General features: G+C 60.2%; 18 protein-coding genes. 7 read left to right on the forward strand and 11 right to left on the reverse strand.

What is annotated here, in order from left to right; translation table 11 throughout:
• Nucleotides 1-41: 41 nt before the first annotated feature.
• The 5 genes from AGR7B_RS10795 to petA form a co-directional block, all read right to left on the reverse strand.
• A complete protein-coding gene (locus tag AGR7B_RS10795; RefSeq protein ID WP_003494623.1) occupies nucleotides 42-584 on the reverse strand; it encodes an adenine phosphoribosyltransferase in 543 nt (180 codons plus the stop codon).
• A 92-nt stretch (nucleotides 585-676) separates the two neighbouring features.
• Nucleotides 677-1,069, reverse strand: a complete 393-nt coding sequence (locus tag AGR7B_RS10800) for a GFA family protein (protein WP_080857061.1) — start codon at nucleotides 1,067-1,069, stop codon at nucleotides 677-679.
• An 84-nt stretch (nucleotides 1,070-1,153) separates the two neighbouring features.
• Nucleotides 1,154-2,062 (reverse strand): cytochrome c1, encoded by a 909-nt coding sequence (locus AGR7B_RS10805; protein ID WP_080856624.1) that lies wholly within the window; start codon nucleotides 2,060-2,062, stop codon nucleotides 1,154-1,156.
• 22 nt (nucleotides 2,063-2,084) lie between these two features.
• On the reverse strand, nucleotides 2,085-3,407 hold the full coding sequence (locus AGR7B_RS10810) for a cytochrome b (protein ID WP_065655707.1): 1,323 nt from the start codon (nucleotides 3,405-3,407) through the stop codon (nucleotides 2,085-2,087).
• A 14-nt stretch (nucleotides 3,408-3,421) separates the two neighbouring features.
• Nucleotides 3,422-4,000, reverse strand: coding sequence for a ubiquinol-cytochrome c reductase iron-sulfur subunit (gene petA, locus AGR7B_RS10815; protein WP_065655706.1), 579 nt, complete (start codon nucleotides 3,998-4,000; stop codon nucleotides 3,422-3,424).
• A 309-nt stretch (nucleotides 4,001-4,309) separates the two neighbouring features.
• On the opposite strand from petA, the gene AGR7B_RS10820 reads away from it, so the two are divergent.
• The gene (locus AGR7B_RS10820) at nucleotides 4,310-5,242 is read left to right on the forward strand and encodes an endonuclease/exonuclease/phosphatase family protein (RefSeq protein WP_080856625.1); all 933 of its coding nucleotides are present in this window, start codon (nucleotides 4,310-4,312) and stop codon (nucleotides 5,240-5,242) included.
• 9 nt (nucleotides 5,243-5,251) lie between these two features.
• Here AGR7B_RS10820 and AGR7B_RS10825 read toward each other — a convergent pair whose 3' ends face one another.
• On the reverse strand, nucleotides 5,252-7,261 hold the full coding sequence (locus tag AGR7B_RS10825) for an ABC transporter ATP-binding protein (RefSeq protein ID WP_425352599.1): 2,010 nt from the start codon (nucleotides 7,259-7,261) through the stop codon (nucleotides 5,252-5,254).
• A 200-nt stretch (nucleotides 7,262-7,461) separates the two neighbouring features.
• Nucleotides 7,462-9,312 (reverse strand): ABC transporter ATP-binding protein, encoded by a 1,851-nt coding sequence (locus AGR7B_RS10830; RefSeq protein ID WP_080856626.1) that lies wholly within the window; start codon nucleotides 9,310-9,312, stop codon nucleotides 7,462-7,464.
• Nucleotides 9,313-9,852: 540 nt separating this feature from the next.
• On the opposite strand from AGR7B_RS10830, the gene AGR7B_RS10835 reads away from it, so the two are divergent.
• A complete protein-coding gene (locus AGR7B_RS10835) occupies nucleotides 9,853-10,314 on the forward strand; it encodes a tRNA (cytidine(34)-2'-O)-methyltransferase (RefSeq protein ID WP_161987926.1) in 462 nt (153 codons plus the stop codon).
• A 172-nt stretch (nucleotides 10,315-10,486) separates the two neighbouring features.
• Entirely contained in the window at nucleotides 10,487-12,139 is a 1,653-nt protein-coding gene (locus tag AGR7B_RS10840) for a Na/Pi cotransporter family protein (protein ID WP_065655703.1), read from the forward strand.
• A gap of 36 nt (nucleotides 12,140-12,175) precedes the next feature.
• Here the strand turns inward: AGR7B_RS10840 and AGR7B_RS10845 are convergent, their stop codons facing one another.
• Complete coding sequence (locus tag AGR7B_RS10845; protein ID WP_003523094.1) at nucleotides 12,176-12,451, reverse strand: hypothetical protein; 276 nt, start codon at nucleotides 12,449-12,451, stop codon at nucleotides 12,176-12,178.
• A 129-nt stretch (nucleotides 12,452-12,580) separates the two neighbouring features.
• Here AGR7B_RS10845 and hemF point away from each other — a divergent pair, with 129 nt between their 5' ends.
• The 3 genes from hemF (at nucleotide 12,581) to AGR7B_RS10860 (ending at nucleotide 14,299) form a co-directional block, all read left to right on the forward strand.
• Nucleotides 12,581-13,492: an oxygen-dependent coproporphyrinogen oxidase gene (gene hemF, locus AGR7B_RS10850; protein ID WP_080856627.1), complete on the forward strand. Its 912-nt coding sequence runs from the start codon at nucleotides 12,581-12,583 to the stop codon at nucleotides 13,490-13,492.
• A gap of 123 nt (nucleotides 13,493-13,615) precedes the next feature.
• Nucleotides 13,616-13,885, forward strand: coding sequence for a hypothetical protein (locus tag AGR7B_RS10855; RefSeq protein WP_078051779.1), 270 nt, complete (start codon nucleotides 13,616-13,618; stop codon nucleotides 13,883-13,885).
• 228 nt (nucleotides 13,886-14,113) lie between these two features.
• Nucleotides 14,114-14,299, forward strand: a complete 186-nt coding sequence (locus AGR7B_RS10860; RefSeq protein WP_003523091.1) for a DUF1059 domain-containing protein — start codon at nucleotides 14,114-14,116, stop codon at nucleotides 14,297-14,299.
• 24 nt (nucleotides 14,300-14,323) lie between these two features.
• On the opposite strand, the gene AGR7B_RS10865 is transcribed toward AGR7B_RS10860, so the two are convergent.
• From AGR7B_RS10865 to AGR7B_RS10875, 3 genes are read right to left on the reverse strand one after another with little or no spacing between them, the layout of a single operon-like run.
• Nucleotides 14,324-15,580 (reverse strand): CCA tRNA nucleotidyltransferase, encoded by a 1,257-nt coding sequence (locus AGR7B_RS10865; RefSeq protein WP_080856628.1) that lies wholly within the window; start codon nucleotides 15,578-15,580, stop codon nucleotides 14,324-14,326.
• Nucleotides 15,577-16,206 (reverse strand): NUDIX hydrolase, encoded by a 630-nt coding sequence (locus AGR7B_RS10870; RefSeq protein ID WP_080856629.1) that lies wholly within the window; start codon nucleotides 16,204-16,206, stop codon nucleotides 15,577-15,579. The genes AGR7B_RS10865 and AGR7B_RS10870 overlap by 4 nt, the downstream gene beginning before the upstream one ends.
• Nucleotides 16,203-16,832, reverse strand: a complete 630-nt coding sequence (locus tag AGR7B_RS10875; RefSeq protein ID WP_065655697.1) for a DUF1285 domain-containing protein — start codon at nucleotides 16,830-16,832, stop codon at nucleotides 16,203-16,205. Before AGR7B_RS10875 ends, AGR7B_RS10870 begins: the two co-directional genes overlap by 4 nt.
• 175 nt (nucleotides 16,833-17,007) lie before the next feature.
• Between AGR7B_RS10875 and AGR7B_RS10880 the strand changes: the two genes are divergently transcribed.
• Nucleotides 17,008-18,018 carry an AAA family ATPase gene (locus AGR7B_RS10880; protein WP_065655696.1) on the forward strand — a complete coding sequence of 337 codons (1,011 nt, stop codon included), beginning with the start codon at nucleotides 17,008-17,010 and terminating at the stop codon, nucleotides 18,016-18,018.
• Nucleotides 18,019-18,042: the final 24 nt, after the last annotated feature.

The raw sequence follows: 18,042 nt of genomic DNA on the forward strand, positions 1-18,042 counted from the left end.
AAGCGTCGGGGCAATAGCGTTATCATTGCCCCGTTACCATCTCAGTGGCCGGAAAATTCCACCAGTGTGCGCACCTCGACACCGAGGTCTTCCAGCTTCTTGCGGCCACCGAGATCGGGCAGGTCGATAACGAAACAGGCGGAAACGATTTCCGCACCCATCTGCCGCAGCAGCTTGACCGCACCTTCGGCAGTGCCGCCGGTGGCAATCAGATCATCGACCAGAATGACCTTTTCGCCCGGCTGTACAGCGTCCACATGCATTTCCATTTCGTCGACGCCGTATTCAAGGCTGTAGGCGACACGGACGGTGGTGTGCGGCAGCTTGCCCTTCTTGCGGATCGGCACGAAACCGGCCGATAGCTGATGCGCCACCGCACCGCCCAGAATGAAGCCGCGTGCTTCCATGCCGGCGATCTTGTCGATCTTGGTTCCCGCATAGGGCTGCACGAGTTCGTCCACGGCACGGCGAAAAGCGCGGGGGTTGCCGAGCAATGTCGTGATGTCCCGGAAGATGATGCCCGGCTTCGGATAGTCGGGAATGGAACGGATGGCAGCGGAAAGCTCCGAAGCGATAACGGTCATGGTATTTCCAGTTGAGATAAGGGAAATGGATCAGAAGGTTCGGACCACCCTATCAACTTGACGGCTGCGGACCAACTAAAAAGGGCCGGCGCTCATTCCGCCGGCGACATTCCCTCGATCCGCGCCCAGACCGGGCAGACATCCTCGAAGGAATGCGACAGGGGCCGCAGCGCCTCGTCGTCCCTGTCATCGAAACTTCCAAAGACCAGCGCAACCGTCGGCGCGTCGTCGAGGGCGCCAAGCGTGCTGCCGCAGGTCGGGCAGAAAGCCCGGCTGGAATAATCGGAGGATCGGAAAGTCGAAGGCGCGCCGCCCTCTCCCGTCCATGTCACCGCATCCTTCTCGAACTCCACCCAGGAAAGGCTGGGCGCACCGGAATGCCGCTGGCAGATATCGCAGGAGCAAGTGTGCGGATTACCGGGCTCGCCCTTCGCTTCGAAGCGGATGGAGCCGCACAGGCAGCCGCCGTTACGAATTTTCGTCATTTCCACCATCCCTCTCGACACATGAAAAGGCCCCCACGGAAGACCGTGGGGGCCAATGACTGACAGGCATCTTCTGGATGCCGATCAATGTTCCTTGTTGGCGTAGACCGATTTCTTGGTGAGATAGATCAGCGCCGTGAAGATGAACAGGAACACCATGACCATGAAGCCGGTGCGCTTGCGCTCTTCCAGATGCGGTTCTGCCGCCCACATCAGGAACGCAGCAACGTCCTTGGAATATTGGTCCACGGTCTGCGGCGCGCCGTCATCATAGGTCACCTGATCAGCACTGATCGGCGGCGCCATCTTTAAGGAAGTGGCGCTGACGAAGTACGGATTGAAGTGCGTGCCTTCCGACACCTTGTAATCCGAGCCATCCGGGTTTTTTATGCCGGCCGGCGGATCCTGATATCCGGTCAGCAGCGCATGGATATAATCCGGGCCGCCTTCCTGGTAACCGCCGACGATCGGGATCATATCGATGAGGAATTGCGGAAAGCCACGCTCCACGCCACGCGCCTTGGCGAGCAGCGACATGTCGGGCGGGGCCGCTCCACCGTTGGCGGCAGCGGCCGCCTCATGGTTCGGGAAAGGCGAAGGGAAATGATCGGAAGGCACGGCCTTGCGATTATACATTTCACCATCGGCGTTCGGCCCGTCCTGTACCTCATATTCCGCGGCGAAAGCCTTCACCTGCTCCTCCGAATAGCCGAGATCCTCCAGCGTGCGGAAGGAAACGAGGCTCATGGAATGGCAGGCGGAGCAGACTTCCTTATAGACCTTCAGGCCGCGTTGCAGCTGGCCCTTGTCGTATTTGCCGAAGGGTCCGGCAAAGGACCAGCTCTGCTCCTCGGGCTTGATGACCGGGAAGTGATTGCCGGCGATCGCATGCGTGGCCTGGGCGGCGAGATCATGGCTCTCCTCCGCCGCAAAAGCGGCGGCGGAACAGCCAATGGCGGCGAAAAGCGCGATGCTCGTGAGAAGCGTCTTCATTGTCGTCATCCTTCCTTCGCGCTCAGACTTCGGCAGCCGCAGATGCGGCACCTGTCTTGGCGGCGTTCTTTTCGAGAACGGCCTCGGTAATCGAATTCGGAATACGCCGGGGCGTTTCGACCAGACCGAGGATCGGCATGATGACGAGGAAGAAACCGAAGTAATAAAGCGTGCCGAGCTGCGAATAGCCGACATAATTGCCTTTCAGCTCGCCGGTGAGCAGGCCGAGCAGGCCAGTTCCTTCCGCCGGGCGTGAACCCAGCCAGCCGAGCATGATGGCATTGACCACGAACAGCCAGAAAAACATCTTGTACCAGGGACGATAGACGGCGGAACGCACCTTCGACGTATCGAGCCAGGGCAGGAAGAACAGCACGACGATCGCGCCGAACATCACGAGAACGCCGCCCAGCTTGGAATCGATGATCCAGATGTTGAAAGTGATGGCGCGCAGCATGGCGTAGAACGGCAGGAAGTACCATTCCGGAACGATATGCGCCGGCGTCTTCAGCGGGTCGGCCATGATGTAGTTGTCGGGGTGGCCAAGGAAGTTCGGCATGTAGAACACGAACCAGGCATAACCGATCAGGAACACGGAAACGCCGAGCGCATCCTTCAGCGTCGCATAGGGCGTGAAGGGAACCGTGTCGGTCTTGCTCTTCACTTCAACGCCGGTCGGGTTGGTCTGGCCGGTCACATGCAGCGCCCAGATGTGCAGGATCACAACGCCTGCGATCATGAAGGGCAGCAGATAGTGAAGCGCAAAGAAGCGGTTCAGGGTCGGCTGATCAACGGCAAAGCCGCCGAGCAGGAACTGCTGGATCCATTCGCCGATGGCGGGGAACGCGGTGAAGAAGCCGGTGATAACGGTTGCGCCCCAGAAGGACATCTGGCCCCAGGGCAGAACGTAGCCCATGAAGCCCGTCGCCATCATCAGCAGGAAGATCACGCAGCCGAGAATCCAGAGGATTTCGCGCGGCGCCTTGTAGGAGCCGTAATAAAGGCCGCGGGCGATATGCAGGTAAACCGCGATGAAGAAGAACGACGCACCATTGGCATGCATGTAGCGCAGCAGCCAGCCATGGTTGACGTCGCGCATGATCTTTTCGACGGAATTGAAGGCGACCGTCGTTTCGGCCGCATAATGCATGGCCAGCACGACGCCGGTGAGGATTTGCACCAGCAGCATGACGGAAAGCATCGCGCCAAAGGTGTAGGCGTAGTTCAGGTTACGTGGGACAGGATAGGCAACGAAGCTGTCATAGATCATGCGCGGCAAGGGAAGCCGCGAATCGATCCACCTTTCGATGCCGGTGGACGGCTGATAACTGGAATGACCACTCATGAATATCTGTCCCCTTATCCGATCTTGATCACGGTATCGGATGTGAATGCAAATGTCGGGATGGCGAGGTTTTCCGGCGCCGGACCCTTACGTATGCGGCCCGCCGTATCGTAGTGCGAGCCATGGCAGGGACAGAACCACCCGCCGAAATCGCCGGCCTGGCCGAGCGGAACGCAACCGAGATGGGTGCAGGAACCGACCATGACGATCCAGTTTTCCTTGCCCTCGCCGGCGGAGCGGTCGATATCCGTCGCCTGCGCGTCGGCGGCGATGTTGGCATTGCGCGCCACAGGATCCTTCAGATCGCCGAGAGCGACGGCCTTGGCTTCCTCGATTTCCTTCTCCGTGCGGTTGCGGATGAAAATCGGCTTGCCGCGCCACTTCACGGTAAGCGACATGCCCGGCTCGACGGCCGTGACATCCACCTCGATGGAGGCGAGCGCCAGCGTCGATGCATCGGGACGCATCTGGTCGATAAAGGGCCATGCGACGGCGGCGGCACCGACAGCGCCCGCCATTCCCGTCACTAGGTAAAGAAAATCGCGACGGGTCGGTTCACCCGAAGCGTCGTGATTGGTTACGTGCTCGCTCACCGCTACACCATCCTCTGCGCTGTTTTTGCCGTAAATCGCATGAGTCCTCCCGCTATGATTTGATCCAAGACAAACTCCGTCCCATCGTCCTGGTCATTCTCGCGGCATTTGAGAAACCGCGTCATGTGTTTGATCGCAAAATATTGACTGACTTGGCAAGAGCAAAGCACACAAAGCTGCCGTAATTCTGCCGGAGGGGGCCGATTTGGCTCGCATTTTTTCGCCGTCCTTGGCAGGCGGGCAACATTGTGCGCATCCATGCACCATGTTAGGAGACTTCAAGGGAGAGCGCGGAAAGCAGGGATTCGGATGACGGCGAAGCTCTCTTGCATGGTCTCCACGGCGGTGGCTGCCGTTCTTTTCGTTGCCAGCCTGCGTTATGTGACGGATTTCTGGCTTCTCGCCTTCGTCACCAGTTTCCAGCTGCACATCGCCATCGTCTGTATCCTGCTCTCATGCCTCGTTTTCTGGCTGACGCGCGACGCGGTTTCCGCGCTCCTCGTCGTCTGGTCGCTTGCGCTCGCCATCCATGCTATTGCCATGCTTCTGGAATTTTCCTCATCCGCCAACCCGGCGCCGGGCGCCAAACCATTCCGGCTGCTGTCCTTCAACGTGCTGATGGACAATGCCACCAATGCGGATGCAATTGCCGACACGATTCTCGAATCGGGCGCGGATGCCATCTATCTCTTCGAGGCGGCGGCGCTGAAATCGGCCCTGCCGCGTCTGCAGCAAACCTATCCGCACAGGCTTGGCTGTTACACCGGAACGCCCGCATGCGATCTGGTCATCCTGTCAAAAAGACCGTTGCTGGAAGGCCGTTTCCATAGTCTCAGCGATCTTCGGCGGGATCGGTTCGCCATAGCCCATATCGATCTCGACGGCACGGAACTGACCCTCGCCGCCGGGCATATCACCAAGCCCTATTTCGACGATTATCATCGCGACGAACTCGATGAAGTCAGTGAAATTCACTTTCGCGTCACCGGGCCGCTCATTCTGGCCGGAGATTTCAATTCGGCCAGCATCGCCCCTGACATGCGCGCTTTCCTCGCCGCCAACGATCTGAAAAAAGCGACCTTCGAACCCGCCACATGGCCGACAGAGGCCGGCCGCTTCGGCATCGCCATCGACCACATCTTCGCCCGCGAACCGGCGACGCTGATGAAAACCACCCGCCTGCCCGACAGCCTCGGTTCCAATCATTACGGCCTGATGGCGGATTTCATGATCGGGAAATAGCCGAGGGCCTTATTGCGCCGCTTCGTCCGCTGCAAGAAAACCGCCCGACTGCCGCGCCCAGAGTTCCGAATAAAGTCCGCCCTGCATGACCAGATCGGAATGGCTGCCCTGTTCGACGATGCGCCCCTGATCCATCACGATCAGCCGGTCGAGAGCCGCGATGGTCGACAGGCGGTGGGCGATGGCGAGCACCGTCTTGCCCTGCATCAACTCATCCAGATTGCTCTGGATCGCCGCCTCCACCTCCGAATCGAGCGCCGACGTCGCCTCATCGAGCACCAGGATCGGTGCGTCCTTCAGCATCACGCGGGCGATTGCGATACGCTGGCGCTGGCCGCCGGACAATTTCACGCCGCGTTCGCCCACATGTGCGTCGAACCCCTTGCGGCCGCGCTGATCCTCGAGCCTGGCGATGAAATCATCCGCCTTGGCGCGCCGCGTCGCCTCCTGCAATTGCTCTTCGGTCGCGTCTGTACGGCCGAACAGGATGTTGTCGCGAATGGAGCGATGCAGCAGCGAGGTATCCTGTGTGACCATGCCGATATGGGCGCGCAGCGATTCCTGCGTCACTCTGGCGATATCCTGCCCGTCGATCAGGATGCGGCCTTTTTCGACATCGTAAAAACGCAGGAGCAGATTGACGAGGGTGGATTTTCCCGCCCCGGAGCGTCCGACGATGCCTACCTTCTCGCCCGCTCTGATTTCGAGATTGAGATGGTCGATGACGCCGTTCGCGCGCCCGTAATGGAAGCTGACATTTTCGAAACGGATGCCCGGCTTCTTCACCTCCAGCGCCGTCGCCTCCGGCGCATCGACGAGACCGATCGGCTGCGAAATCAGTTCGGCGGCATTCTGCACCGTGCCGAAATTGCGCATAATGCCGTTGAACTGCGTCATCAGCCGGCCGAGCAGGAAGTTGAGACGCAGCACCAGCGCCAGCGTGAAGGCCACCGCACCGGAACTGATCTTGCCGGAAAGCCACAGATCGATGCAGAGCGCCGCCATGGACGTGATCATCACGCCGGACAACAGCGCCATGGAGGCGCGCACGCCGGTGATGAACCGGGTGAATGTCATGGTCGCATGCTGGAAAATGTCGAAACCCTGCCGCATGTAGCGGTCATTGGCATCATCTCGCCCGAACAGCCGGAGCGTCTGGATATTGCTGTAGGCATCCACCATGCGGCCGGAGAGCATTGAGGCGGCTTCCGCCGTTTCCTTGGAATGGTAGCGGATACGTGGCACGAAATAGCGCGCCAGCAGCGAGAATATCCCCACCCAGACGACGACGACGACCGCAAGCCGCCAGTCCAGCCCGCCAATCAGGAACAGCATGGAAACGGAATAAATGCCTACGAACCACACGCTTTCCATCAGCGAGGTGACGAGATCGCCCGCTGCCTGCCCACCCGACCAGACCTTGGTGACGATGCGGCCGGAAAAATCGTTCTGGAAGAAGGTCAGCGATTGCCGCGCCACATGCATATAGGATTGCCAGCGCACCAGATTGTAAAAACCGGGCGTGATGATCTGCTGATCCACCAGCGCCGTTACCATGGTGACGATAAAACGCACCACGCCGATCAGCACCAGCATGCCCACCAGCTCGCCGCCATGGGCCGCAAGCAGCCCCGCCCAGCCCTCTTCCGGCTTCACGGTAGAGAGAATATCCACCAGCCGCCCGACGAACCAGAACAGCGCCGCCTCGATGGCCGCCGTCAGCCCGCCCAGCACCAGCATGGCTAAAAACGGCGCCTTGGCCTGCGAGATGTAGAACCAGATAAAGGCGAACGTGCTTTCAGGCGGCCGCAAATCGTCCTTGCGGGCGAAGGGCTTTATCCAGTTCTCGAAAAACTCGAAGATGCGGGTAATAACCATGATCCGGATATAGGCGGATTCCCGGAGCGGGAACAGCCGCGAAGGCTTCGGGAAGAGATTATATTTCGGTAACATTCGTGGAATGAAGAAGGGCGGGGAATGTTCCCCGCCCTTAAATCGACCCAGCGATATTTTGCGCATCGGTTGCATCCTCACACCGTCACCCCGGACTTGATCCGGGGTCCAGCGCGATCAAGTCCTTGATCGCAAAAGACTCCTCTCACGGCGCGGACGCGCCGTGGCTGGATGCCGGATCTAGTCCGGTATGACGGAAGAGAGGTTGGCACACATATCATAGGCGAGCGGGCGGGAAACCATGCTTGCCGCCCTCTCGCTTTTCCTTACTCTGCGGCCACGTCCGCCTCATGGTCGGCGATGAAGCCGCCGGACTGGCGCCGCCACAGGTCGGCATAGATACCGCCCATCGCCACCAGTTCCGCATGGCTGCCCGCCTCCACGATCCGGCCCTTGTCGAGGATGATGAGCCGGTCCATTTCGGTCAGTGTCGACAGGCGGTGGGCAATCGCGATCACCGTCTTGCCTTCCATCAGCGAGAACAGATTCTCCTGGATCGCCGCCTCGACTTCCGAATCGAGCGCCGAGGTCGCCTCGTCCAGCACCAGGATCGGCGCGTTTTTGAGGAAGACCCGGGCGATAGCGATACGCTGGCGCTGGCCGCCGGAGAGCTTCACGCCGCGTTCGCCCACCTGCGCATCGAGGCCCTGACGGCCATGCATGTCGACAAGCGTTTCGATGAAGTCCCAGGCATTCGCCCGCTTCGCCGCCGCGATCACCTGCTCGTCCGTAGCTTCGGGGTGACCATAAGCGATATTGTCGCGGATCGACCGGTGCAGCAGCGAAGTATCCTGCGTCACGACGCCGATCAGCTCGCGCAGGCTGTCCTGCGACACCTTGGAGATGTCCTGCCCGTCGATGGTGATCCTGCCCGCTTCCAGATCGTAAAAACGCAGAAGCAGGTTCATCAGCGTCGTCTTGCCCGCACCCGAGCGCCCGACCAGACCGACCTTTTCGCCAGGTTTGATGTCGAGCGTCAGCCCGTCGATCACGCCCTTGTTCTTGCCGTAGTGGAAACGGACATTGTCATAACGGATCGCGCCCTGCGGTGCGGCAAGCTGAGGCGCCTTCGGAACGTCGACGATATCGTGCGGCTTCGTCATCATAGACATGCCGTCATAGACAGTGCCGATATTTTCGAACAGCGAGGTGACCTCCCACATGATCCACTGCGACATGCCGTTGACGCGCATGGCAAGGCTGATGGCGATGGCGACCGAACCGGCCGTGACCGAACCCTGCATCCAGAAATAAAGACCGAGCGCCGCCGTGGAAAACAGCACCAGGGCGTTGTTGAGGTCGATCAGGATGTTGAAGCCGGAAATCTTGCGCATCTGGCGGTGAACGGTTCCGAGAAACACATTCATGCCCTCCCGCGCATATCTTTCCTCGCGCCCCGCATGGGAAAACAGCTTGATCGTCGAGATGTTGGTGTAACTGTCGACGATCCGGCCCGTCATCATCGAGCGTGCATCGGCCTGCTCCTGCGCCAGCCGGCCGAGCTTGGGCACGAAATAAGCGAGGATGGCCATATAGATACCGAGCCAGACCAGCAGCGGAATAACCAGCCGCCAGTCCGCCGCCGCGACCATGAACAGCATCGAGACGACGAAGCTGATCGCATAGACGAAGACGTCGATCACCTTCAGCGCCACTTCGCGGATCGCCAGCGCCGTCTGCATCACCTTGGTGGAAACGCGGCCGGCAAACTCGTTGGCGAAGAAGTTCATGGAATGGCGCAGCAGGAAACGGTGCATCTTCCAGCGCGCAATCATGCCGAAATTGCCGGCAAGCGTCTGGTGCATCGTCATGGTGTGGATCGCGCCCATCAGCGGCAAAACGAAGAGCACCAGCGCCGCCATGCCGATCAGATGCCAGCCCTCATCGGCAAAAAATGTCTCGCGATTGGCCGTGGACAGCCAGTCGACGATATTGCCGAGGAATTTGTAGAGCATGGCTTCCGCAATCGCGATGCCCATGGACATCAGGCCGAGCAGCAGGAGCCATGGCCATGCGGGCTTCACATAATGCCACAGGAACGGCAAAAGCTTCTTTGGCGGCACGGAGGGCGCCGAAGAGGGAAAAGGATCGAGGCGTTTTTCAAACCAGCCAAACATAGGCCAAGCTCCGGCAATCAATCGCACCATCGTGACATGGTGAGCGGACACAAATATGGCTCACGACGGAACGGAAAAGTCTTTGGATATGGCCGTGACAGCCACATGACGAATCGAAAAATGGGAAACGCGGGCGAACCGCGGAGTAACACCTAAGCCAGCAGCGGCACGACTGGGGCCGGGAGGCGGATGCGAATGTCATTTGGCATGAGAACCTCCCTTGGCTGGTGTTGAAGATATGGCCTTGTAGCGCAAAATTTAGTCAATGACCAGTCGGAAAGACACCGAATACGCGAGAAAACATGCAGGTGCCGCCCAAAGGCGAAGGGGCGGAGATGACCCCGCGAGGTCTCCGCCCGTTAAACGATGCCGACATCGCCCTATTCGGCCGCGGGTAGCCGCCCTGTGTGTCACGCGAATGAACATCCAGCCGGGAACGGCGCTTCAAGGGGACTTTTTGCAGCATAGCTGTCGCCCGGCCCCTGCCCGTGATAATCGGACGGGCAGACCAACCGCAGTGAGACGTCCATGTCCGATACCATGCCCGAAATCAGGATCGCCCTTTACCAGCCCGATATTCCCGGCAATACCGGCACCATCCTGCGGCTGGCCGCCTGTCTCGGCCTCGGCGTCGACATCATCGAGCCGGCCGGTTTCGATATTTCCGACCGCAACCTGAAACGGGCGGGCATGGATTATATCGCGGCGGCGGCGCTGACGCGCCATGTCAGCTGGGACCGTTTCGAGGAATGGCGGGCAACCACCGGCCGCCGTCTGGTTCTCGCCTCCACCAAAGCCGCCCTTCCCTATACGAAGATCGCCTACCGCACGGATGACATCCTGCTTTTCGGCCGCGAAAGTGCGGGCGTACCAGACCATGTGCATGAAAAGGCAGAGGAGCGAATCATCATCCCCATGATGTCGGGACAGCGCTCCATCAACGTCGCCATGTCGGCGGCGATGATCGCTGGCGAGGCTTTGCGCCAGGTGGCGTGGGCATAGGCGTCATTTTTAACGCCAATTTTTCGGGCAAATACAAAATTTGACCGTTTTTACTTCAAAACTGTCGCAACCCGGCCTGTACCGAGGGCATTGAGGCTCCTATACTGATTAGCCGGACAATAAAAATCGTGCTCGCCGGAACCATCCGCCGGCGGGTGTGAGGAGACGTCGCATGCAATCCACCATTGTCATCGTCAACCTTCTCGGCGCAGTCGCGCTGCTGCTCTTCGGCCTTTCCCAGGTCAAGGATGGCGTCACCCGCGCCTTCGGCATGAAACTGCGAAGCGTGCTGGCCACCGGCACCCAGAACGGTCCGCGTTCTTTCTTTTCCGGCTTTTTCGCCACCGTCGCGCTGCAAAGTTCGACGGCGACGGCACTCACCGTCGCCTCCTTTGCTGAACGAGACCTCATCAGGCCGCGCATGGCGCAGGTGGTGCTGCTCGGCGCCAATGTCGGCACCGCCGTTACCGCATGGATCGTGGCGGCCGGGGTGGAATGGCTGTCGCCTCTGCTGATCCTTGCTGGCATTATTTTGAAAAAGGGCAGTTCCAATGCCCGGCAGGGCGGCGGAACGGCGCTGATCGGCATCGGCCTCATGCTTCTGTCGCTGCATCTGTTGAGCGGCGCGACAGAACCGATGCGCGCCTCGCCGGCTCTCGGCGTCTTTATCGGCCTGCTTGACGGGGCATGGCCCGTCGCGCTGATCTTTTCCGCCGTGCTCGCCTTCGTTTCGTCTTCGAGCCTTGCCGTCGTGGTGCTCATCCTGTCGCTGGCCGCCACCGGCACGCTTTCCACCGGCCTCATCATCGTGCTCATTCTCGGTGCCAACCTCGGCGGCGCCATTCCGCCGGTCATCGCCACGCTTTCCGGCCCCGCCTCGGCGCGGCGCATCACCATGGGCAACCTTCTGGTGCGCACCATTGGCTGCCTCATCGCCCTGCCGCTCGCCTCCTATGGCGCGGAGTTCCTGCAGCAATTGCCGCTTTCGCCCGCAAAATTGCCGGTCGACGCCCATCTGATCTTCAACGTCATTCTAGCGGCGCTGGCCTGGCCCTTCTCCGGCCTCCTGTCCGACCTGATGGCGAGGCTGGTGCCGGGCGATCCGAAAGCCGAAGACGGTCCGAATTTCCTCGACCAGCAGGCGCTGGACATGCCGGTCGTGGCCCTTGCCAACGCCACCCGCGAAGTGCTGGGTGTCGGCGACAGCATCGAGCGCATGTTGATCCGCGCCGAGAACGCCTTCAAGCACAATGATCTGGCACCGCTTCAGGAGGTTTCCCTGCTCGAAAAGAAGGTCGACCGGCGCCAGCAGGAGGTGAAAGTTTATCTGTCGCAACTGGGACGCAAGGGGCTTTCCGACGAAGAAGCCCGCCGTTCGATCGCCATCATCGATTACGCGATCAACCTCGAACATATCGGCGATATCATCGAAAAGGGCATCTGCGAGCAGATCCGCAAGAAGGTGCTGAACAGCTTCAAGTTTTCCGACGACGGTTATGAGGAGCTGAAAACCCTGTTCGACATGACCATCGAGAACCTGCGCGCCGCCCAGAGCATTCTGGTGACCGGCGATTTCGAACTCGCCCGCCGGCTGATGGAAAGCAAGGTTGATATACGCCGGCTCGAAAAACAGTCCTCCAACCGCCATCTGGAGCGGCTGCGCGACGGGCTGGCGGAAAGCATGCAGACCAGTTCGCTGCATCTCGACATGCTGCGCGACCTTAAACGCATCAACGCCCATATCGTCACGGTGGCGCATCCCATTCTGGATGAAAGCGGTGTGCTGATCGAAAGCCGACTGCGTTATGCCGAGCCCCGCGCCTGAAAGCATTTCCGGGGAAATGCGAAAACGCTCTAAACTTCAATCGGCCGAAGGAAGCCGCCGCATGGTGAATTCGATGCGGTCGCCTTCCAGTTGCCGCCAGCTTTCCACTTCCGTCCAGTAGGCCGCTTTCGGAAAGCTGTCGAACCATTCGCGCGCCTTGGCGCGGGCTTCCTCGCGTCCGAGACAGAAGGTCTGCCGCACGAACATGCCATTGCGCGTCTTGTCGTCGCCCGAGCCTTCACGCGCCTTGCGGTGATTGGCGATCCTGCGCTTCAGCCCGTCGAGGGGCGGCGGTCCGGTAAATTTCGTCATGATATTCACCTCTGGCACCTACATCGATAAAGATAGTGCCCGCATGTGAACTTGGCGAGTCGAATTTGTGCGCGGGGCCTGCACCTGCTAGACGCGACAGGGAATCGACTTCACCTAAGGAGAATACGCATGGAACGGCCAATCTTGCCGAAGGGCTTGCCCGACGACATCGACGACAAGAAGGCCCTTGCCCAAGCCTGGTTCCAGCATCTTCGCGACACCATCGTTAACTCCTTCGAGACCCTCGAAAACGATCTGACCGGCCCTCTTTCCGATCAGGAGCCCGGCCGTTTTGTCCAGAAAGACTGGCTGCGCGACAATGGCGAGGGAGGCGGCGGCAGGATGTCGATGATGGAAGGCCGCGTCTTCGAAAAGGTCGGCGTCCACACCTCCACCGTCTACGGCGAATTCTCGCCGGAATTCCGCAAGCAGATACCCGGTGCGGAAGAAGACCCGCGTTTCTGGGCGTCGGGCATTTCGCTCATCGCCCATCCCGTCAACCCCAATGTGCCGGCGGTGCACATGAATACCCGCATGGTCGTCACCACCAGCCACTGGTTCGGCGGCGGCGCGGATCTGACGCCGGTGCTGGGGCGCAGAAGGACGCAGGAAGACCCGGACAGCCAGCTTTTCCATCGTGCCTTCGAAATCACCTGCAACCGCCATCCGGTTGCCGATTATCCGCGCTACAAGACGTGGTGCGACGAGTATTTCTTCCTCAAGCACCGTAACGAAGCCCGCGGCATCGGCGGCATCTTTTTCGACTGGCTGCACCCGCAGGAGGAAAATGGCGGCTGGGACGCCAATTTCGCCTTCGTGCAGGATGTCGGCCGCGCCTTCAATCTGGTCTATCCGAAAATCGTCCGCGCCAATTTCAACCAGAGTTGGACGGAAGAGGACCGCGACGAACAGCTCATCCGCCGCGGCCGCTATGTGGAATTCAACCTGCTTTACGATCGCGGCACGATCTTCGGCCTCAAGACCGGCGGCAACGTCGAATCGATCCTCTCGTCTCTGCCGCCGGTGGTGCGCTGGCCTTAAAAAACCTCACGCAAATTTGACGCTCATCAGCCAATTTGTCGCAAATAGCGCAAATTAGGACTTATGGAAAAATCAAGGCAATGATAGTCTCCTCCCCGCAGACGTACTGGAGGAGCTATCGTCATGATTACTTCGAACAGCATGCCTATCTCTGCTTCCCCCGAGGGAGCGCCACAATCCATCGATACCCCGGAATTGATCGACCGCCTGGCAGCAGAAATGCGCGCCACGGGTGATCGCGAACTGCCGCATTCCTTCTATGTCGAACAGGTAAAACGTTCCCTTGCCGGACAAAAAACGGCACGGCGGGCGGCCAATGACGAAATGCCTCGTACAAAAATTCCGGCAGCCGGCACATCCTCTGTTTTTCAGTGCTGGGCGATGCCCGAATAGGGGCCTGAATAAGGTCGAAGGACGCCGCTCTGGAACATAAGCGGTGAACATTCGTTTCTTGTCGGAGGGACAGCAGGCAATCGAATTGCTGTCCCTCACTCTCGCACATTCTTCCTGTCGAAAATCGATTCCGCTTTTCGACAGGGAGAATGTGCAGACTCAAAATGTTAGAGCGTCCTTTATGCGTCCGAACAGACGCATGGCGCTCTAAAACAGGGAGGCAAGACCATGAGACTGTTTGAATGTGGAACGCTCGTGCCCGGCTGTGCCTGGCACACGCGCGCAGATGACGACGCCGAGGTGGTGCGGCGCACCGTGGAACATATGCGATCAGCGCACGGCGAGACCGTCATCCGCGAGAACATGATCGAAAATATCAAATCCCGCATTCGCGACGAGGCAAATGCGGCTTGAGCCGCGACGCCGCCGTCGCTGACCTCAATTTTCCAGCATATCCTTCAGCCGGGCGGTTAACGCTGCCCGGTCGAGTGAGAAATTGACGTCGACCCACTTCTCCTCGAGGCTTTTCAGCACTTCGCCCACCTTCGGGCCCGCCTCGACGCCCGCGGCCATCACATCAGCGCCGCTCAGCGGAAAGCCCGGTTTGTGAAATTTTTCCGCCCGCGTCAGCAAAGTAGAAAGCCGCGCCACTTTCTGCATGGCCGTGTCGCCAGCCGAAAGATCGGCACGGGCCGAAGCAAGCGCCAGTTTCAGCCGCGTCTTCACGCCCTCGACGCCCTGACGATAAAGCAACCGGTCGAGCGCGGTCTCCTTCATCTCCGGGTCAGCCGCCGGCGCCGAAGCCCAATGGGCAAGATAAGCCGCTTCGGCCTTCGACAGCCGGAGACGCGCGGCAAGGGCGGCCAGCCTGTCCCTGTCCGGCGGCACGATGGCGGCAAGCCGCAGCATCGGGTCCACCGCCCAGCCGAGAGCCTGCTCCGTCGCCACCAGCCCGTGAATGGCGTCGATTCCCCATTTTTCCGTTTCGGGAAGAATTTCCGCAAGAACGCCGGATTGCCGCATCCAGAGCAGGGCGCGGGAAGGATCGCGGGCGGAAAGCAGCTTTTTCAGCTCGCTCCACACCCGCTCGGCTGAAAGCGTGCCCAGCTTGTCCTTGGCCCGCGCGCTCGCCCGCAAGCCGTCCGCATCCGGGCGGCCGGAGCCGTAATGGGCGAAAAAGCGGAAAAACCGGAGAATCCGTAGATAATCTTCCGAAATCCGCATCGCCGCATCGCCGATGAAGCGCACCGTGCCGGTCTCGATATCGGCAAGGCCATCGATAAGGTCGATGATCTCGCCCTTTTCGTCGGCATAAAGAGCATTGATGGTGAGGTCGCGCCGCTCGGCATCGGTCTGCCAGTCGGTGCCGAAGGCCACCTGTGCGTGGCGGCCATTAGTTTCGACATCGCGGCGCAACGTCGTCACCTCGAAACCTTCGCCATCGATCACCAGCGTTACCGTTCCGTGCTCGATGCCGGTTGGCACCGCCTTGATGCCCGCAGCCTTGGCCCGCGCAACAACCACGTCAGGGGTGAGCGTCGTCGCCATGTCGACATCGACCACCGGCAGGTCCATCAGCGCATTGCGCACCGCGCCGCCAACGATCCGCACCTCGCCGCCATCGGCATTCAGAAGCGTAAAAATGCGCTTCAGCGCCGGTTTTTCAAACCAGTCCCGCCCGGCAAGGCTGCTCATGAATAAAACCTCTCGTAAATCGTCCTGACGATGCCCGCCGTAATGCCCCAAATGTAGCGTTCGCCATAGGGCATTTCGTAGAAAAACCGCTCCTTCCCCTGAAAGATACGGCTGCCGCGCCCGTGGTTGGCCGGGTCCATCAGAAAGGACAGCGGCACCTCGAAAACCTCATCCACTTCCGTTGGATTGAGCGTCAGGTCGAAGCCGGGCCGAACGATGGACAGCACCGGCTTGATGCGGAAACCCGTGCCGGAAATATAATCCGGCAGACGCCCGACCGTTTCCACGAAAGACCTGGAAAGGCCGATTTCCTCTTCCGTCTCGCGCAGCGCCGCCTCTTCCGGCGTCCGGTCCTCGGCATCGATGCCGCCGCCCGGAAATGAAATCTGGCCGGAATGTTTGCGCAACGTCGAAGTGCGCTGGGTGAAGATCACCCGCGCATCGTTGCCATCGTCAATGACCGGCACCAGCACGGCGGCGTCCTTCAGCCTGATGCCGTTTCCAGACAGCACCACGCCCGGATTGAGGACATGGTCGCCATTTTCACGCTCGGCCACACCCTCACCTTCCTGCAGTACCCGGCGGCGGAAATCGCTGGCGGTAAAACCTTTGAGTGTTGTTGTCATTGCGAAAGCCGTTCCAGTTCCTTGGCCGGCATCACCGGAAAGATCACCCCGCCCGAGCGCACCGCGAACATCTCAACGCCATCCACCTTAATCACCTCGCCAAGTGCGACGAGATCATACATCACCGCCCGCGACACGAGCGCTTCCAGTCTGCCGCGCACCAGAAGATAGGGCTTCAATTCGCGGTTCTCACCGAAAACCTCGAACCGCAGCGGATGCTCCGGCCCAGCCTCCACCACATCGCCGACATTGGTGCGGAAGGTCAGCAGCGGCTCGCCATCATCCTCACCCGCCGTCAGCTTCATTTCCACGGCGACGAAAGGCGCGTCCACGACGCGGATGCCGACTTTTTCCACAGGAGTTACGAGGTAGGTTTTGCCATCCTCATCCTTGCGCAGAACCGTGGAAAACAGCCGCACCAGCGGCGCCCTGCCGATGGGGGTGCCGAGGTAGAACCAGGTGCCGTCGGCGCGGATTTCCATGTCGAGATCGCCGCAAAAAGGCGGGTTCCAGCGCTCCACCGGGGCCGGCCCGCGTTTGGCGTCGCCGGTCTGTTCGGCGGCGCGGGAAATCATCGCCGCAAGCCCGGCCGCATCGCCTGCCGAATTTATCGTCTCCGCTGCCATATTCGAGTCTCGCTTTGCCGATAAGGAAATACTAAGTCACGACATAGTCATTCGAATGGCGCTTGTCAGCGGCCAAGAGAGCAATAAGCTATATGCAGCGCAAAATCCGTCCCGGCCGACTGCCAGCAAAACCGGGATGCGACTGTGACAGCGGCGAAGGTATGAGGAGAGCGACATGGGCGTGATGAATACCGGCGAAACCCTCGATGAAAAGGCCATCGTCGCCTCGGCCGAAAAGGCGCTTTCCGATATCGCGGCCATCCGCACGGAAGTCTCCAAGGTCATTTTCGGCCAGGAAAAAGTGGTGCAGAACACGCTTCTCGCCATCCTTTCCGGCGGCCATGCGCTGCTGGTCGGCGTTCCCGGCCTTGCCAAGACCAAGCTCGTCACCACGCTCGGCACCGTACTCGGCCTCGATGCCAACCGCATCCAGTTCACGCCGGACCTGATGCCGTCGGATATCCTCGGTTCGGAAGTCATGGATCAGGACGAGAACGGTCGCCGTTCCTTCCGTTTCATCAAGGGTCCGATTTTCGGCCAGCTGCTGATGGCCGATGAAATCAACCGCGCCAGCCCGCGCACGCAGTCCGCACTTTTGCAGGCCATGCAGGAATATCATATCACCATGGCCGGCCAGACCTATGAGCTGCCAAAGCCGTTCCATGTTCTCGCCACCCAGAACCCGCTGGAACAGGAAGGCACCTATCCGCTGCCCGAAGCCCAGCTCGACCGTTTCCTGCTGCAGGTCGATGTCGGTTATCCCGAGCTTGCCGCCGAACGCCAGATCCTGCTCGACACGACGGGCACCGCCTCGGGCGAAGCGCGCGGCGTGATCGATGCCGGGCGCCTGATGGAAATCCAAGCCCTCATCCGCCAGATGCCGGTGAGCGACAAGGTGGTGGATGCAATCCTCTCGCTCGTCCGCTCCGCCCGCCCCGGCCATGGCAACAAATTGACCGACAAACACGTTGTCTGGGGTCCGGGCCCGCGTGCCGGTCAGTCGCTGATGCTGACGGCCCGTGCCCGTGCGCTTTACGAAGGCCGGCTCGCCCCGTCGCTGGACGATGTCCATGCGCTGGCCGAACCGGTGCTGGAACACCGCATGGCGCTGACCTTTGCGGCCCGCGCCGAAGGCATGTCGGTGCGCGATGTCATCGCAGCGCTCGTGGAGCAGGCGAAGAACTGAAAGCACGTTCGCGAAAGGACTGCA

Source organism: Agrobacterium deltaense RV3 (assembly GCF_900013505.1).
Classification (GTDB): Bacteria; Pseudomonadota; Alphaproteobacteria; order Rhizobiales; family Rhizobiaceae; genus Agrobacterium; species Agrobacterium leguminum.

What these genes read in the sequence shown, in the direction of transcription:
- AGR7B_RS10795 (WP_003494623.1), bottom strand. Translation starts at nt 584, where the DNA reads ATGACCGTTATCGCTTCGGAGCTTTCCGCTGCCATCCGTTCCATTCCC.
- AGR7B_RS10800 (WP_080857061.1), bottom strand. Translation starts at nt 1,069, where the DNA reads ATGACGAAAATTCGTAACGGCGGCTGCCTGTGCGGCTCCATCCGCTTC.
- AGR7B_RS10805 (WP_080856624.1), bottom strand. Translation starts at nt 2,062, where the DNA reads ATGAAGACGCTTCTCACGAGCATCGCGCTTTTCGCCGCCATTGGCTGT.
- AGR7B_RS10810 (WP_065655707.1), bottom strand. Translation starts at nt 3,407, where the DNA reads ATGAGTGGTCATTCCAGTTATCAGCCGTCCACCGGCATCGAAAGGTGG.
- AGR7B_RS10820 (WP_080856625.1), top strand. Translation starts at nt 4,310, where the DNA reads ATGACGGCGAAGCTCTCTTGCATGGTCTCCACGGCGGTGGCTGCCGTT.
- AGR7B_RS10825 (WP_425352599.1), bottom strand. Translation starts at nt 7,261, where the DNA reads ATGCGCAAAATATCGCTGGGTCGATTTAAGGGCGGGGAACATTCCCCG.
- AGR7B_RS10830 (WP_080856626.1), bottom strand. Translation starts at nt 9,312, where the DNA reads ATGTTTGGCTGGTTTGAAAAACGCCTCGATCCTTTTCCCTCTTCGGCG.
- AGR7B_RS10835 (WP_161987926.1), top strand. Translation starts at nt 9,853, where the DNA reads ATGCCCGAAATCAGGATCGCCCTTTACCAGCCCGATATTCCCGGCAAT.
- AGR7B_RS10840 (WP_065655703.1), top strand. Translation starts at nt 10,487, where the DNA reads ATGCAATCCACCATTGTCATCGTCAACCTTCTCGGCGCAGTCGCGCTG.
- AGR7B_RS10845 (WP_003523094.1), bottom strand. Translation starts at nt 12,451, where the DNA reads ATGACGAAATTTACCGGACCGCCGCCCCTCGACGGGCTGAAGCGCAGG.
- hemF (WP_080856627.1), top strand. Translation starts at nt 12,581, where the DNA reads ATGGAACGGCCAATCTTGCCGAAGGGCTTGCCCGACGACATCGACGAC.
- AGR7B_RS10855 (WP_078051779.1), top strand. Translation starts at nt 13,616, where the DNA reads ATGATTACTTCGAACAGCATGCCTATCTCTGCTTCCCCCGAGGGAGCG.
- AGR7B_RS10860 (WP_003523091.1), top strand. Translation starts at nt 14,114, where the DNA reads ATGAGACTGTTTGAATGTGGAACGCTCGTGCCCGGCTGTGCCTGGCAC.
- AGR7B_RS10865 (WP_080856628.1), bottom strand. Translation starts at nt 15,580, where the DNA reads ATGAGCAGCCTTGCCGGGCGGGACTGGTTTGAAAAACCGGCGCTGAAG.
- AGR7B_RS10870 (WP_080856629.1), bottom strand. Translation starts at nt 16,206, where the DNA reads ATGACAACAACACTCAAAGGTTTTACCGCCAGCGATTTCCGCCGCCGG.
- AGR7B_RS10875 (WP_065655697.1), bottom strand. Translation starts at nt 16,832, where the DNA reads ATGGCAGCGGAGACGATAAATTCGGCAGGCGATGCGGCCGGGCTTGCG.
- AGR7B_RS10880 (WP_065655696.1), top strand. Translation starts at nt 17,008, where the DNA reads ATGGGCGTGATGAATACCGGCGAAACCCTCGATGAAAAGGCCATCGTC.